The organism is Paenibacillus sp. FJAT-27812 (assembly GCF_001273905.1).
Taxonomy (GTDB): Bacteria; Bacillota; Bacilli; order Paenibacillales; family Paenibacillaceae; genus Pristimantibacillus.
This window is the reverse complement of record NZ_LIGH01000001.1, coordinates 549,985-566,109: the sequence shown is the minus strand read 5'-3', so window position 1 is coordinate 566,109 and position 16,125 is coordinate 549,985. Positions and strand designations below refer to the sequence as shown.

At 49.1% G+C, this 16,125-nt stretch carries 14 protein-coding genes; 8 read left to right on the top strand and 6 right to left on the bottom strand.

All coding sequences use genetic code 11. The annotated features are described in order from the left end of the window. Window positions 1-232: 232 nt before the first annotated feature. The 5 genes from ADU23_RS02440 (at window position 233) to ADU23_RS02420 (ending at window position 6,159) form a co-directional block, all read left to right on the top strand. The gene (locus ADU23_RS02440; protein ID WP_053372289.1) at window positions 233-1,552 is read left to right on the top strand and encodes an ABC transporter substrate-binding protein; all 1,320 of its coding nucleotides are present in this window, start codon (window positions 233-235) and stop codon (window positions 1,550-1,552) included. A gap of 95 nt (window positions 1,553-1,647) precedes the next feature. Then, a complete protein-coding gene (locus ADU23_RS02435; RefSeq protein WP_053372288.1) occupies window positions 1,648-2,538 on the top strand; it encodes a carbohydrate ABC transporter permease in 891 nt (296 codons plus the stop codon). Window positions 2,539-2,541: 3 nt separating this feature from the next. Next, window positions 2,542-3,372: a carbohydrate ABC transporter permease gene (locus ADU23_RS02430; protein ID WP_053372287.1), complete on the top strand. Its 831-nt coding sequence runs from the start codon at window positions 2,542-2,544 to the stop codon at window positions 3,370-3,372. Between the two features lie 77 nt (window positions 3,373-3,449). After that, window positions 3,450-4,214, top strand: a complete 765-nt coding sequence (locus ADU23_RS02425) for a response regulator transcription factor (RefSeq protein WP_053372286.1) — start codon at window positions 3,450-3,452, stop codon at window positions 4,212-4,214. Window positions 4,215-4,353: 139 nt separating this feature from the next. Further along, window positions 4,354-6,159, top strand: a complete 1,806-nt coding sequence (locus ADU23_RS02420; protein WP_053372285.1) for an ABC transporter ATP-binding protein — start codon at window positions 4,354-4,356, stop codon at window positions 6,157-6,159. A 112-nt stretch (window positions 6,160-6,271) separates the two neighbouring features. Here ADU23_RS02420 and ADU23_RS02415 read toward each other — a convergent pair whose 3' ends face one another. Continuing rightward, window positions 6,272-7,108, bottom strand: a complete 837-nt coding sequence (locus tag ADU23_RS02415) for a M23 family metallopeptidase (protein WP_053372284.1) — start codon at window positions 7,106-7,108, stop codon at window positions 6,272-6,274. 231 nt (window positions 7,109-7,339) lie between these two features. Here ADU23_RS02415 and ADU23_RS02410 point away from each other — a divergent pair, with 231 nt between their 5' ends. Then, the gene (locus tag ADU23_RS02410) at window positions 7,340-10,447 is read left to right on the top strand and encodes a glycoside hydrolase family 2 TIM barrel-domain containing protein (RefSeq protein ID WP_053372283.1); all 3,108 of its coding nucleotides are present in this window, start codon (window positions 7,340-7,342) and stop codon (window positions 10,445-10,447) included. Between the two features lie 50 nt (window positions 10,448-10,497). Here the strand turns inward: ADU23_RS02410 and ADU23_RS02405 are convergent, their stop codons facing one another. The 4 genes from ADU23_RS02405 to ADU23_RS02390 all read right to left on the bottom strand — a co-directional run bounded on the left by ADU23_RS02405 (window position 10,498) and on the right by ADU23_RS02390 (window position 13,318). After that, window positions 10,498-11,187, bottom strand: coding sequence for an AIM24 family protein (locus tag ADU23_RS02405; protein WP_053372282.1), 690 nt, complete (start codon window positions 11,185-11,187; stop codon window positions 10,498-10,500). Beyond that, entirely contained in the window at window positions 11,184-11,648 is a 465-nt protein-coding gene (locus ADU23_RS02400; RefSeq protein ID WP_065385622.1) for a hypothetical protein, read from the bottom strand. Before ADU23_RS02400 ends, ADU23_RS02405 begins: the two co-directional genes overlap by 4 nt. 153 nt (window positions 11,649-11,801) lie before the next feature. Further along, window positions 11,802-12,800 (bottom strand): aldose 1-epimerase, encoded by a 999-nt coding sequence (locus ADU23_RS02395; RefSeq protein WP_053372280.1) that lies wholly within the window; start codon window positions 12,798-12,800, stop codon window positions 11,802-11,804. Window positions 12,801-12,955: 155 nt separating this feature from the next. Further along, on the bottom strand, window positions 12,956-13,318 hold the full coding sequence (locus ADU23_RS02390) for a LytTR family transcriptional regulator DNA-binding domain-containing protein (protein ID WP_053372279.1): 363 nt from the start codon (window positions 13,316-13,318) through the stop codon (window positions 12,956-12,958). A gap of 165 nt (window positions 13,319-13,483) precedes the next feature. Between ADU23_RS02390 and ADU23_RS02385 the strand changes: the two genes are divergently transcribed. Next, a complete protein-coding gene (locus ADU23_RS02385) occupies window positions 13,484-14,584 on the top strand; it encodes a lactonase family protein (RefSeq protein ID WP_053372278.1) in 1,101 nt (366 codons plus the stop codon). A gap of 55 nt (window positions 14,585-14,639) precedes the next feature. Continuing rightward, window positions 14,640-15,866, top strand: a complete 1,227-nt coding sequence (locus ADU23_RS02380; RefSeq protein WP_053372277.1) for an MFS transporter — start codon at window positions 14,640-14,642, stop codon at window positions 15,864-15,866. 90 nt (window positions 15,867-15,956) lie between these two features. Here ADU23_RS02380 and ADU23_RS31895 read toward each other — a convergent pair. Next, the coding region (locus ADU23_RS31895) for an IS3 family transposase (protein WP_157266071.1) at window positions 15,957-16,125 on the bottom strand (169 nt) is incomplete at its 5' end.

Genomic DNA, 16,125 nt, shown 5'->3' with positions numbered 1-16,125 from the left:
ATGTTTGCAATACCTTTCTTCATTCCTGCTCGTTATCAAAATTCAGCTTCATTTAATAACGCGAATAAGGGCCGGATTAGGTAATGAAACGAGCATTAAAGCCTAAGATAGCGTTTTCACTAAATGTCATTTCAAGACTATAAATAATATTTTAAACCATTTTAGATCAGTTATTTATGCGGTATCATTCAAATGTAAGCGGAATCAAAACGAGCTGAGGGGGATTTTGAAAATGAAAAAAACTATTTCGTTAGCGCTTGTTTCTGTAGTTATGCTAACAACGTTAGCTGCTTGTGGTGGCAACAATACGAATTCGAACTCCAATGCGGCGACTAACAAGCCGGCTGCTAACGACACAGCAACGAACAAACCCGAGAATGGCGGCGCGGAGGAAGCGCCAAAAGTTACGGGCGAGGTTGTATTCTTAACGAACCGCACGGACATGATCGACAAGCAATACGTGGATTACGAAAAACGTTTTGAAGAGAAATATCCTGGCGTAGACCTTAAATTCGAGGCGATTACAGATTACGATAAAACGTTGAAAATTCGCATCGCATCCGGCGATTTCCCGGATGTTGTGTTCGTGCCGACGATTCCAAACGCAGAGCTTCCTAATTACTTTGCTCCGCTTGACGACATTGCGTTTTCCGGCGAAATTCACTTCAAGGATTTGAAGGCGCAGGAAGGCAAAATGTACGGCATATCCTCCGGCGGATCGACAGTCGGTATCGTCTACAACAAAAAAGCGTTCGAGAAGGCGGGCATTACGGCGCTTCCAAAAACGTACGATGAATTCCTTGCCGCTTCGCAAAAGCTTAAAGACGCAGGCATCGTGCCGCTTGCTTCGAACTTTAAAGACAAATGGCCGCTTGATACTTGGGTATACGATATCCCAACGCTTATCGGCGGAGCTTCCGATCACCAAAACAAACGCGCAGAATCCGATACGCCTTATACGCTTGACAATGCATACGGCAAATCATGGGGCATCCTTCGTGAGCTGTATACCAAAGGCTTCCTAGAAAAAGACGTGAACTCCACGAACTGGGAGCAATCGAAAAAAGACATTGCATCCGGTAAATTCGGCATGTATCTGCTTGGCAACTGGGTCATCAACCAAGTTATCGAAAACGGCGCTCCTGCCGAGGACGTAGGTTTCTTCCCATTCCCTGCCGATAACTCCGGCGAAGCAAAAGCACCGCTTAACCCGGATTTCTTCTATGCGGTTAACAAGAACGGAAACGTAGAAGCAGGCAAAGCATTTGTGCAATGGATGATCGAGGAATCCGGTTATGACGATTTCGCTGGTTTCATTCCAACATTGAAAGACAAAGAATCCAAGCTTCCACAGCTTGCTGAGTTCAATTCCTTCAGCCCTAAATTTTTCGAGCCGGCCGCACCTGTAGATGCCGCGACTGAAATCCAAAACAAAGCGCAGCTTGATCAAGCAGCTGTCGTTCAGGAGTTTGTATTGTCCAAAGATCCGCAAAAAGTGTTCGATAAAGTGAATACGGCTTGGGCAAAAGCGAAAAAAGATCTAGGTTTGTAAGGTTAGTAGGGTAGTGTGCAGGATGGGTGACCGCAAGCGGATTATCCATCCTGCCTCTTCCGATTAGAAAGACGCAGGAAGGATGGGGTTGTCTCATGTTTAGCAGGCTGCCTTTTAAAACGCAAAAGAATTACGTAATCATCGGATTTGTCGCACTGCCGCTGCTGCTGCTGCTGACATTCGCCTATTATCCGGCGCTTGAGCTTATCCATTTAAGTTTTACAAGCTGGGACGGTTTAAGCTCCAATAAACCTTGGATCGGTTGGTCGAATTACAAAGAGGTATTTGAAAATCCGGCTATATTCGGTGTCTTTAAACATAACTTTGCCTATTTCGCCGTAGGGATCGTGCAAAACATGGCTGCGATTTATTTCGCTGTCGTGCTGAACAGCAAGCTGAAGGGGAAAAACTTTTTTCGCTTGCTGCTCTTTTTACCGTACATCCTAAATGGCGTTGCTGTAGCATACTTATTCGGTTACGTGTTCGATACGACTAACGGATCGTTGAATTATTTGCTCGGACAGCTTGGCTTCGACGCTTTGTCGCAAACGAGCTGGCTCGGTAGTGGATCATTTGTCAACTATACGCTGGCTTCCATCGGCTTCTGGCGTTTCATGGGCTTCAATATGGTCATTTATTTGGCGGCGCTTCAATCCATTCCAAGCGATATTTACGAAGCGGCATCGATTGACGGCGCGAATGGCTGGCAAAAGTTTATTAGCATCACGCTGCCGAACATTTACAAAATTATCGAGCTTAATCTGTTCCTAACCGTTACCGGCGCTCTCGAAGTATTTGATCTCCCTTACATTCTCACCAAGGGCGGACCTGCCGGATCTAGTGAAACCTTCGTTATGAAAATCGTCGAGACGGCCTTCCAGTTCAACAATTATGGATTAGCATCCGCGATGAGCGTAGTCTTGCTGCTCTTTGTTGTTATCGTGTTGTCGATTCAACGCTTCTTGCTAAAAGGAAAGGGGGAATGATTGATGAATAAATCCAATAAGCTCTGGGATACGATCAAATATATCAGCCTCATATTGGCCGCATTTGCGATATTGTTCCCGCCGTATATCATCGTTGTGAATGCCTTCAAGACGAAGGATGAGTTTCATGCCAAGTCGACCATCGCGATGCCTGACAGCTTCCTGTATTTCAAAAACTTCGGTCAAGCGTTCAAGCAAGCCGATATGATCAACGCTTTTGGCAACACCTTGTTCATTATTGCGGTGACGCTTATTTTGAACATTTTGATCGGATCGGCGTTTTGTTATGCGGTTGGGCGCTTTAACTTCAAATTTAAGGGACCGCTTGTCGGCTTATTCTTATTCGCGACGATCATCCCGGCAATTACGACCCAAGTCGTCAACTACAAAACGATTCAGACGCTTGGTTTAACGAACAATTTAATGGGCCCTGTCCTCATCTATGTAGGCGCGGATATTTTGCAAATTTACATTTATCTGCAATTCATTCGGAACATTCCTTACGAGCTGGATGAAAGCGCCATGCTGGAGGGAGCATCGCTCATCCGTATTTTCCGCTCCATTATATTTCCGCTGCTCGCTCCGGCTACGGCGACTATCGTTATCTTGAAAACGATCAGCATCTATAATGATATGTTTATCCCGCTGCTGTATTTGCCAAGAGCCGAGCATGTCGTTGTATCTACGTCGCTTATGCGTTTCTTCGGAGTCAACAGCGGCGATTGGCAAATGATTTCCTCAGCGATTCTCATTATTATGATCCCGACAGCGATCCTTTATGTTTTCTTGCAAAAGTACATTTTCGCGGGTGTAACAAGCGGTGCGGTGAAATAACCGTCCGCTTGTTTTACATTGCAGAGGTACCGATTTTAGCGCAAACTAGGAGGAACTAGCGGAAGGAGCGAGCAGGAATGAACATCATGATCGCCGATGACGAGGAGTTTATTAGGCTGGGCCTCGAAAAAATATTAACGAAAATGGATTTGGACATTAAAGTGATCGGCTCGTACAGCAACGGGATGGATGCTTGGTCGCATATATCCAAGCTTGGCGATGGTGAGCTTGACGTGCTTATAACCGATATCAAAATGCCGATGATGGACGGGCTGAAGCTCATCGAGCACCTGCGCGGCAGGACGATTGCGACCATCGTATTGAGCGGCTTTAGCGAGTTCGAATATGCGCGGAAGGCGCTGCGCCACGGGGTTCGGGATTATTTGCTCAAGCCGATCGATAAAGTGAACTTATATGACTTGCTGGTTAAAATTAAGCAGGAGCGCTGCGAGCAGCAATCCGATTCCGCAGCCTTGGGAGCGGTTGATCTGCCGCAGGAGCCGATTACGAAGGAAAAAGAGCATCATGTCATCGAGCAAATGAAGGCGATTTTGGAGGAAGAGTACGGCAAAAACTTCGAAATGGAACGAATGGCGGAAACGGTAGGCATGAGCGCCAATTATTTGAGCCGACTGTTTAAGCAGGAAACGGGCATGACGCTGACGGATTATCTGATCGACATTCGAATCGAGAAGGCAAAGCAATTTTTGACCGATCATCCGAACTTGAAAAACTACGAAATTTCTCAGCTGGTCGGCTATAGCGATCCGGTTTATTTCAACAAACTGTTTAAAAAAATGGTTGGGGAGACGCCGAAGGACTATAAGGGCAAGCACCGCTAAATGGGTGCCAAAATCGGATAGAATAAGTGCAAAATAGCACATTTACATGCTCTTGAAATGAGCGTAAGATTGGTGCGGTAGTAAGCCGCAAAGCAAGCGGTTTAGCAGCATGAAGAGCTACAGAGGGATGGAGAGGACAATGGCAGAGAGGGTTATCAATTCGAAGATCGGTGCTGCGAAGGGGCTTGCCAGCACGTTTGAAAATGCGGCATTAGAGGAGAATACTAGTCCGTTTAAATTTTTGTTATCGCTGTACAAAGGCAATTTCGGCAACCTATTCATTTCATTATTGTTTTTATTGATCAAGAGCGCGCCGATTTATGTGCTGCCGATCGTAACCGCTAACATTATTAACATCGCAACAAACCCGGCCAAATATCCGTTAAGCGGCATTTGGATTAATTTCATCATTATTTTGATCGTTATTTTGCAAAACATTCCGACGCACGCCGCTTACATATCGTTTCTAAGCCGCGCGGTCAGATACGTCGAAGCGGGACTGCGGAGCGCGCTTGTGCGCAAGCTGCAACAGCTGTCCATTAATCAGCATCGCGAGCTGCCGGCGGGCAAGCTGCAGTCAAAGGTGCTGCGCGACGTGGAAGCGGTCGAGATGATGTCGAAACAGTTCATGATCGCGCTTGCTCCGGCAGTCGTGAACATTATCGTTTCGTTTGTCATTACGCTTAACAGCAGCTGGATCGTATCTTTGTTTTTTGTGCTAACGATTCCGATGTCGATTGCGATCGTTACGATTTTCCGCCGCAAAATTCGGAAGTCCAATAAGGAATTCCGCAAGGAGATTGAGCAGATGTCCTCACGGGTGTCGGAGATGGTCGAGATGATTCCGATTACGCGTGCGCATGGACTTGAGAAGGTGGAGATCGCCCGTATCGACTCGACGCTTCGCAATATTCAAGGCAAGGGGTACCGGCTTGATTTGGTAGAGGCTTATTTTGGCTCGACGAATTGGGTGACGTTTCAAATTTTTCAAGTACTGTGCTTAATTTTCACGGCGTACCTTGCTTACAACGGAGAAATTCAGGTTGGCGATGTCGTCATGTACCAAGGGTTTTTCGCGATGATTTTGGCTTCGGTTACCGGCCTTATTAACATTTATCCGCAAATCGCAAAAGGTCTCGAATCGATCCATTCGATCAAAGAAATATTGGTGTCGACCGACATTGAGAACAATAGCGGCAAAAGAAAGCTGGCTAACGTGCGCGGCGAGTTCGCTTTCAAGGGCGTGGAGCTTTCGTATCCGGGAAGCGAGCATCATGTGCTCGAGGACGTTACGCTTGATGTTGAAGCGGGCGAATGCATCGCTTTTGTCGGTGCTTCGGGCGCAGGCAAATCAACGGTGCTCAATCTAGTGATCGGCTTCCTGCAGCCTACCGGCGGGAAGGTGCTGATGGATGGCATCGATTTGGCCGACATCGATCTTCGCAGCTACCGCAAGCATCTGGCGGTCGTGCCGCAGACGAATATTTTGTTCTCGGGGACGATTCGCGACAACATCACGTACGGCCTTCGCGACATTACCGATGAGCAAGTGAGCCGCGTCGTGGAGATGGCTAACCTGTCCGAATTTATCGGGCAGCTGCCTGACGGGCTGGATACGATGGTTGGGGAGCATGGCGGCAAGCTGTCCGGCGGACAACGCCAGCGTATTGCGATTGCAAGGGCACTTGTGCGCGAGCCGAGCATTATTATTTTGGACGAGGCGACCTCCGCTCTGGATAACGAGTCGGAATTCCACGTGCAGAAGGCGATGCAGGAGCTGATCAAAGGACGTACGACGTTTATCGTCGCCCACCGCTTGTCGACGATTCGTGATGCCGATCGCATCGTCGTCATGAAGAACGGGCGTATCGTCGAAGTCGGCACCTTCGATGAGCTGATGGCGAGCAAAGGTGAATTCTATAACCTCAAGCAGCTGCAGCTATAAGCTAGAAAAGGGTTGTCCTTCAAGGACAGCCCTTTTCCTTTTATTCAGCGAGGTTGCTAATGATGCTTGTCATATCGGCATCGGTTTGTGGAGGATAGATCTATAAATCATCCTACAAAGCCCACCATTTCAGATAAAGGTACGGATCAACCGCGTGATAAGCAGGCGTCCGCTTGTAGATGCCAAAATGCAAATGCGTAACGAATTTACCTTCCGTGCCTTCGGGGCCGTAACCGCTGCTGCCAACATAACCAATAAGCTGACCAGCCGTTACTTTGACGCCTTCCTTAATATTTGCCGCATATTTGGATAAGTGCGCATAATAAAATTCGGTGTGATCGTCCACTTGAATCGTAACCCGCCAGCCGCCCAGTTTGTTCCAGCCCGCCTTGACGATCGTACCTGCCATTGCGCTGTATACGGCTGTTCCTTTGTCCGCCAGTACATCGACGCCTTCATGAGTGCGAGCAACTGAGCCTTCACTTGACCAAGTGCGAGCGTCAGCATAGCTGTTTGAAAACGGGGTGAAGCTGCCCTTCGCAAGCGGGAATACCCCGTTTAAATATTGGTCAGGTTTTTTCGGAATTCGGATATCCAATCCCGTCCAAATGTTGTTTGGGTTGGTTTGCGGGTTAGCTGCAAGCAGCTTATTAAGAGGAACACTGTGCCTTTGGGCGATTTTCCACATCGTGTCGTTTGGTAGAACGATAGTTGCCTTGAATTCCGGCGGATCGGGCACGACGAGCTTTTGTCCAACCGATATGGAGTCTGAAGTGAGGCTGTTAAGCTTTTTTAAGTTTCCGGCCGTCGTGCTGTACTTATTGCCGATTATCCATAACGTGTCGTTTTGTTGCACGGTGTAGGAAGCGGCGGAGCCAATTCCGGGTGAAACGGTTAGGAGAGCTAACAAAGCGGTGCTGCAAACGAGCTGTTTCATTCTCTTCTTCATGCAGTTTCGTCCTCTCTATGTAGAAAATGTGTCCTCCGTTTCCATTTTAATAGAGTAAGCGCTTTATATTTAGCGGTAAATGTTGGGCTTGAGCTGTGGGGCAAGGGTTTATTCAAGCAAATTTATTTTCATATTTTTATACTGGATATTAAAATTGTATGATTAAACGAGCCTTCGGAATGCATTATAATGTGAATATTATTTAATAAAAAGGAATGTGGTGCTGAATCTATGCGCAAAAAATGGCATTATACGCCGCCGGTGAACGGCTATCCGGAGTGGAACAACAATCCGGACATTTTTCAATTGAACCGAATGGAAGCGCATGCTTCGCTCATTCCCTTTGACTCCGCGGAGGAGGCTTGGGAAGGCACGCCTAACAAATCGTCCAACTATATATCGCTTAACGGCGAGTGGAAGTTTGCTTTTGCCACGAATGCGGAATCGCGTATCGCTAATTTCTATCAAGCAGATTTTGACCATAGCCAGTGGGACAGCATTACGGTGCCTGCTCATTGGCAGTTGCAAGGCTACGATTATCCGCAATATACGAATGTGAGGTATCCGTGGGACGGCAATGAGGATATTAAGCCGCCTTATGCCCCAACGGCTTATAACCCGGTTGGCTCGTACGCCCGCAGCTTTACCGTACCTGCCAACTGGGAAGGGAAGCCGGTGTTTATCAGCTTTCAAGGAGTAGAATCGGCCTTTTATGTATGGCTGAACGGCGAGCTTGTCGGCTTTAGCCAGGATACGTTTACGCCATCTGAGTTCGATCTGACGCCTTACCTCATCGAAGGCGACAATAAGCTGGCGGTTGAGGTCTACCGCTGGAGCGATGCAAGCTGGCTGGAGGATCAAGATTTTTGGCGCATGAGCGGCATCTTCCGGGATGTTTATTTGTATACGACCCCAGAGGCGCATCTCTACGACTTTTTCGTCCAAGCCGAGCTTGATGAGCAGTACCGCGATGCGGAGCTGGTCATTGATGCAAAGCTGCTCAATTATTTCATGAAGCCGCTGGGTGAGTTGACAGTAGAGGCGGCACTTTATGATGCATATCGAGCAGCTGTGTTCGAGGCGCCCCTATCGATCCAGACGGGGATCGAGGGCGAGGGTCTGACAGCCGTTCAGCTGCGCGGAGCCGTTCAAAACCCGCTCAAATGGAGCGCGGAGGAGCCGAATTTGTATACGCTGATCCTCAGCTTGAAGGCGGAGAATGGCACGCTGCTCGAAGCGATTAGCTGCAAGGTTGGCTTCCGCAAGTTCGAGATCAAGGACGGCTTGATGCAAATAAATGGGAGACGCATCATGTTCAAAGGGGTCAATCGCCATGAGTTCTCCTGCGACACCGGCAGGGCGATTAGCGAAGCGGATATGCGCAAAGATGCGGAGCTGATGAAGCGGCATAATATTAATGCCGTCCGTACGTCGCATTACCCGAATAATCCGCTTTGGTATAAGCTTTGTGACGAATATGGCCTTTATGTAATTGATGAAACGAATTTGGAGACGCATGGCGCTTGGTCCTACGGACAGAAAGGGCTTGGCGAAACGGTACCGGGAAGCCGGCCGGAATGGACGGAGGCGGTGCTCGATCGCTGCAATTCCATGTTCCAGCGTGACAAAAACCATCCATCTATCGTGATATGGTCGCTTGGCAATGAAGCGTTTGGCGGCGACAACTTTATGAAGATGCATGACTTTCTGCGCGAAGCCGATCCGACGCGTATCGTGCATTATGAAGGCATCTTCCACTACCGAGAATCGGACGCCGCGTCTGATATCGAAAGCCATATGTACACGAGCCCGCAAGGCGTGGAGCAATATGCCCGACAAAATCCGCAAAAGCCTTATATCCTTTGCGAATATAGCCATGCGATGGGCAATTCCTGCGGCGGCCTGCACGTATATTGGGAGGTTTTCGAAAAGTATCCTATTTTGCAAGGCGGCTTCATTTGGGATTGGATCGATCAAGCCATTCGGATCAAGGACGCAGACGGCACCATAAAAATGATGTACGGAGGCGACTTCGGCGAATCGCCGCATGATGGCAACTTCTGCGGAAACGGCATTATTTTTGCGGATCGCACGGTATCGCCTAAGCTTCAAGAGGTGAAGAAGGTTTATCAAAACGCGAAGTTTGAGGCCGTAGATTTGAAGCACGGGCAAGTGAAGGTGACCAACCGTCATTTATTCAGCGCATTGGACCGTTTTACGCTCGCTTGGCAAGTCGCGGTTGATGGCATACGAGTTGAAGAAGGCATGATAGAGTCGGCTGCGGCTCCGGAAACAGAAGAAATGCTGACGATACCCTATACGCTGCCTAAGCTTTCGGGCGCTCACGAGGAGGCTGTTTTAACGGTACAGCTTCTATTGAAGGATAAAACAATTTGGGCAGATGCAGGGCATGAAATTGCATTTGAGCAATTTGTGCTGCCAGCGCCAGCAGTGCCTGTGATTGGACGTGCTGCGGCTAAGCCTGCCATTAACGTAGAGGAAACCGCGAAGGCGCTGCTCGTAAGCGGCGAAAGCTTCACAGCTCAGTTCGATTTAACAAACGGTAGCCTTGTTTCCTATACATGGCTTGGCTCGGAGCGGTTATTGCAGGGGCTTGCGCCAAACTTTTGGCGTGCGTATACGGATAATGACCGCGGCAATAAGCAGCATGTGCGCTGTGCGACATGGCGGGAAGCGGGAGCGGAACGTTTGCTGCGCGAGATGGCTTGGGAGGTTGAGCAGAGCAGCATAACGGTACGCGTACAGTATAGCCTGCCAACGACCGTACAATCCTTGCTTACGATTATTTATACAGTCGGCGGTGATGGAGAGGTTAACGTATACGAGGAGCTGCAGCCAGGTGCGGATCTGCCGGAAATACCAGAGGTAGGCATCCTATTCCAAATGCCGGCGCATTATGATCATATCAGCTGGTATGGCAAAGGTCCCGATGAAACGTATTGGGATCGTCAAACAGGCGGTAAGCTTGGACGATATGCCGGAAAGGTCCAAGAGCAGATGGCGTCCTACATTAGGCCGCAGGAGTGCGGCAACAAAATGGACGTACGCCAAGCTGCGGTGACGAATGCTAAGGGTGAGGGATTGCTGCTGAAGGGAGCGCCGCATTTTGAGCTGAATGTACTTCCTTATACGCCAGCGGAGCTTGAAGCGCATGATCATATCCATCTGCTGCCTGCCAGCGACAAAACGGTCGTTCGCGTCAACCATAAGCAAATGGGCGTAGGCGGAAACGACAGCTGGGGACAGCTTCCGGAGAAGGAATATATCCTATACGCGAACCAAACGTATTCGCATCGCTTCTCCCTGCAAGGCATTTAAATAAAAAAAGAGGCTGGTCTTCCGTCTGCTGACGGTTGGCTGGCCTCTGTTTATTTGATATAGATGCCTCCAAACGGCAGCACCTCGCGCAAAATTCTTTTAATAAAACCGCCGTTTTGCAGCTGTTCCTCCAGCTCAGCATCGCGCGAGCCCGTTTGAATGAGCACAGGGCCGCTGCCCCGGATTTCCCACTGCACGTTCATATGCTGGCTTGCGAGCTTATTGCCGTAAACGGACAACTGTATGGATGCATGCTCGGGGTAGGCGACAAGCGCCCCCGTCTCCACGTAAAGGGGACGATCCGGATGAAGCTGGATCGACTTAACGTCGCCGGCCGTTATGATGCCGATCATCCCTGGACCTGAAAAGCGCATGCGGACAAATTCCTTCGTAATCCATGCGTTTTTGAGTTTTTGAATAACGGACTTGAGCTTCATGCCGTCCGAGAAAAAGATAATATGGCGAAAATCGAACAGCAAATCGCTTTTTGCCTCAATCTGAACCGTTTCAAGCGAGCAGCCGGCAGGCAAGCCGATAATGAACTCGGATGGACCGGATAACATAGAGCGAATCCAACGCTTTTTGCGGTACATCCCGGCAAAATCCATAAATCGATCTTCACGGTTATGCGGCTCGCCTTGATAAGCAATGATTGATTTTGGATGCAGCATATGGAGCTTGTCCGCAGCTTCAAGGCTCACATGCACATGCCCGGTCTGGGCGGGGACGGTTATGTTCATCCGCTGATTCCTCTTCCGCCGGTGCTTCGCTGCTTGCGCCATACCACATAACGCCAAACGCGTATCGATACGATGTAAGAAATAAATACGGCTACGATAATAATGACCGTATTGATCAGCTTGCTGACCAATGATTGGCGATCCTGCTTCATGCGCTCCATCTCTGCCTGCATGCTTGCATTTTGCGCGATAAGCTGTTCATTTTGCTGACGGAACTGCTCGTTTTGCTCCAACAGCTGCTGCTGCTTTTGGGCGTATTCGGCTGCGGCCTTGGCAGATTCCTCAAGCTGCTGCTTCGCTTCGATATATTGCTGCTCAAGCTCGTTTATTTTCTCGGGTGTATTGTAAATGTCTTTAATTCGATCAAAGAAACCTGCGTGCGCGGTAGGCTGAGGAATCGTGATGAGAATAAAGGTTAAGAAGCATATAAGTACGAGTGCTTTCCATAATGACTGTCGCATCATATTCTCCCTTCAGTTTTCGACATAAGAGGGGCTGATGCTTACATTTTACAGTCTTTCTCGACAATAGTCACTCTCGTCCTATATTTGGCTGATTTTAAGCCCGAATAAAAAAGAATAGCAGCGAAATCGCTGCTATTCTTTCGGTTATTCTTATTTTCTAACGTATAACCGGCTCGTTTCTTCCCAGATGCCGCCCGGCTCAAGCGCGACAAGACCAATCTGGTCAGCTGGCAGGTTAACGTTCGGCGCGTTGACGAGATTAAGCTGCGGCTCCGGACAGAAGAAGCCCGGCGTAGCGTTGTTGTTCCAGATCATCCACTGCTTGTATGCCGTTCCAACATCGTAGACGAGCGTTACGCCAGTGCGCGTATCCGTCAGCTCCATTTGGTTGCGGCCGTTTTTTGGCTCGGTTGTGTAATGGTTGTCCATCGATGCCCAGAAAGGAGAAATGCCTGTTGTTTTCATCGCTTCTTCGTCAGCTACAAGCGGCTGGTAGTTGCCGGTAGGCAGCATCCGCTCATTAAGCTCCCAGCGTTTGCCGGTCGTGAGGGTGAAGCGGTAATCATCGGAAGTGCTGCCCGGGTCAAATGGCGCATTGATCGTCGTGTGGAAAGCGATCAGGCAAGGCATTGCATCCGTTCCTTCGTTATGTACCGAAACATGCTGCAGCAGTCCTGTATCATTTAGAGAATAGCGAAGCTTCAGCGTGAAGCGATGCGGCAAATAAGTATAGATCGGGTGGTTCTCGTCGATAGAAATTTGGAGTGAAACGTAGCTTTCTGTTTGGTTCGTGCCAAAATCCGCTACGCTCCATGCAGCCGTATGGAAAAAGCCGTGTAAATGGTTGCCCGTTTTGGCTTCGTTAACAGGGAAGGTATAAGTTCTGCCATTCCAAGTAAATGTGCCGTCCTCATATCGGTTGGGAGGGAACAAAACAGGAATGCCGTGAATGCCGGGATTTGCTCTAAAGCTGTCCATTTCCTCTAGCGATGGCTCGCGCAAGAAGCTATAGTTGTTTTCTTTATCGCGGAAGGCGATGAGGTTAGCTCCAACTGCCGGCAATACTGCCGCTTCATAAGCGCCCCATTGCAGCCATACGGCTTGCTCGTCATTAAATAATTGCTCGAATGCTTGTCCTTGCGTTGACATGTAAATCCTCCTAAATAGTTATTGAAGTGAAACCTGCTTCGTCACAGCATTAGCGTTAGCTTAGAAAGGCTATTTAAACTAAGAATAGCAGGACGGAGACAAACAAACAACCGCCCTAATTCCCAAAATGAGGGAGTAGGGCGGTTGTTTGTGCCTTAAGGCGTTATGCGCAAATCGCTGCTCGACGCGCGCTGTGAGAAAAGCTGCTGAATAACGAATTGCTTGCGGCGATTAACCGATACTTGCTTTGAATCAGCAATCTCGGAGTCGAAATGAATGGTGCCGCCTTGAATGGTTTTGATTTTGCCGATATTAATGTAGCAATTGGAATTGACCGGGTAAAAGCTGCTTTCATGGCAAAGCTGTTCAATCTGCTCGGCAGTCATTCTCTTCTTTATATTGTAGTTTCTGCCGTGGAAGCTTACGAGCCCTTGCATGCCAAGCTTGAAGTAAAGCACATCCGACTCCAGCTCGAAATCCTCATAGACGTTCCGTTCGCTCAGTACTTCATTCATCATCTCAATTTCCCCCTTTAGAAATGTGAACCACTGATTGTTAGCGCTTACATTGTAACATGTTACAATAAGTTTTGTGAAGTCTTTTATAAAAAAAAGACATTGTTTGCTGGAGCGGCATGTGCTATGGTCACTGTAATGCCAAAAAGACAGAGAGGTTGAGTGCAAATGACTAACCAAAATGGACAACCGACATCAAGCGGAACCCTATACATAGGGTCATATGGAACCGCTGAAGAGCCAACCATCCATGTATGCACGTTCAATAGCAAGACAGGCGAGCTGGACGTTATTCAGCGTGTAAGCGGGCTGGAGAATGCTTCGTACTTAACGCTTCATCCGAGTGGGGGCCGTTTGTACGCGGCTAGCGAGACGGAAGCAACGGGAGGCGAAAACGGAGGCTCGGTCGCGTCATTTGAGATCGATGTATCGACGGGTCAGCTAAGCATTACGGGCAATCGCTTCCTAACGCATGGCGCACACCCTTGCTACATTAGCACGGATGAGGAAGGGAAAGTGTTGTTCGCTGCTAATTATACGGGCGGGAACGTTGCTCTATTGCCGATCGCGGCAAATGGCGAGCTTGCGACGGCCTCCTCCGTACAGCAGCATACCGGCGAGCTTGGTCCTAACGCAGCGAGACAGGATGCTCCGCATGCGCACTGTATCGTGCCGCTGGATCATTCCCCTTTCGTATGTGCAGTTGATTTAGGGATCGATGCGGTCGTTACTTATCGTTTTGACGCTGGCCAGGGCACGCTTGCGCCTCATGGAATCAGCAAGGTGCATCGCGGCGCAGGACCGCGCCATTTGATTTTCCATCCGGAATTGCGGGCGGGTTACGTCATGAATGAGCTGGATTCAACCATTACTGTGTTGAAGGTAGATGCGGAGCAAGGCGTATTGACCGCAGGTCAGAGTATTTCCGCGCTGCCAGCTGATTATGACGGATACAACGATGCGGCAGACATTCATCTGGGCGTGTCGGGCCGATATTTGTACAGCACTAACCGTGGACATAACAGCATCGCCGTATTTGCGGTTGATCAACAAAATGGTGAGCTGTCGCTGATCCAGCATATAGATTGCGGAGGAGATTCGCCGCGTAATTTTGCCATTTCGCCGGATGGCGGCCATCTGCTTGTCGCCCATCAGAAGACGGGCAATATTGCCGTATTTACGGTAGATGAGGAGAGCGGTCTGTTGTCGAAAACGGATGCGTCGCTCCAATTAACAAGTCCCGTATGTATTAAATTCGCCAAATCATAAGTGAGAGGGCAACGAAAATGTAGGTTTTCGTTAAGAAAGGCAGGTCCTATTTATTATGTCAGCGCCGCTTGCGAGTAAAGTCACAACGAATTCGGCAATAAAATCAGCTACCGTTTACGCTATCTTAATATGCATTAGCTCCGTGCATCTCATGAATGACATGATGCAGTCGGTCGTGTCGGCTTTGTTCCCCGTTCTAGAGCAATCGCTTGGGCTTAGCCTTGCACAGATTGGCTGGATCGCTTTTACGCTTAATATGACATCGTCAGTCATGCAGCCCGTAGTCGGCTTGATTTCGGATAAGAGGCCAGCGCCATGGATGCTTCCGGTCGGGATGCTCGCGAGTATGGCCGGAATGATCGGTTTGGCTTTTGCCCCTAATTTCTACTTGGTGCTGCTTGCGGTTGTGTTCGTTGGGCTTGGCTCGGCTGTGTTCCATCCCGAAGGCTCGCGCGTCGTTCATTTAGCTGCAGGGAGTCGCCGTGCATTCTCCCAGTCGATCTATCAGGTGGGCGGAAACTTCGGCCAAATGCTCGGACCGCTCATGACGATGCTGATCTTTTTGCCTTTTGGACAGAAGGGTGCGATATGGGGAACTTTGCTTGCTGCAACGGCCATTATTATATTGATGAAGGTTGTGCCTTGGTATAAGAAACAGCTAGCCGTGCATGATGGGAAAATGCAGCAGCGAAAGGCCGCGGGAAACGTAAAGCCGGCGCTTGCGCCGAAGGTCGTCGCTTATGCGCTTGCCATTTTATTTGCGATCGTATTCGCCCGTTCCTGGTATGCTGCCGCAATCGGAAATTTTTATCAGTTTTATGTCGTTGAAACGTATGGCTTAACGATTAAACAAGCACAAATCCCGTTGTTTTTATTTCTGGCTGCCGGTGTAGCTGGGACGTTCCTCGGCGGCATATTGGCGGACCGGATCGGACGCAAAAAAATGATGCTGATCTCGATTCTCGGCGCCGCACCGTTCGCCCTGCTCCTGCCGCACTTGCCGTTAGCTTGGGTTTACCCGTTAATCGTCGTGCTGGGCTTTATTTTGCAATCCGGCTTTTCGGTCAGCGTCGTATACGCCCAAGAGTTAATGCCCAGCAAGGTGGGAACGGCTTCGGGGCTTATTACCGGACTTGCGTTCGGCATGGGAGGACTTGGCGCGGTCGTTCTCGGTTATTTGGCGGATGCGCGCTCGCTCAGCTTTGTCATGATCGCATGCAGCGTATTGCCTCTGATGGGGCTGCTGGCGCTCTTGCTGCCAAAGGACAAGAAAGAAGCTTGATCGTGTTGATTTAGAAAGGTTAAAGAGCTGCTTTAAGGAGAGAGGGACTGACCCCCATTTATGAGACAGGGATCAAAACACCTTACAAGTTTAAACGGCCAGTCGCCTGTAATCAATCGGCGACTGGTTCTTTAGTTTCGTTTGAATACGAATTGCGTTATAGTAAGTGATGTAGTCTCGAACGGTCTGTTCAACGATTGCAGTCGTTGTATGGGTCAACCCTTCGAGGTAGAACGTTTCAGACTTTAGTGTGGAATGA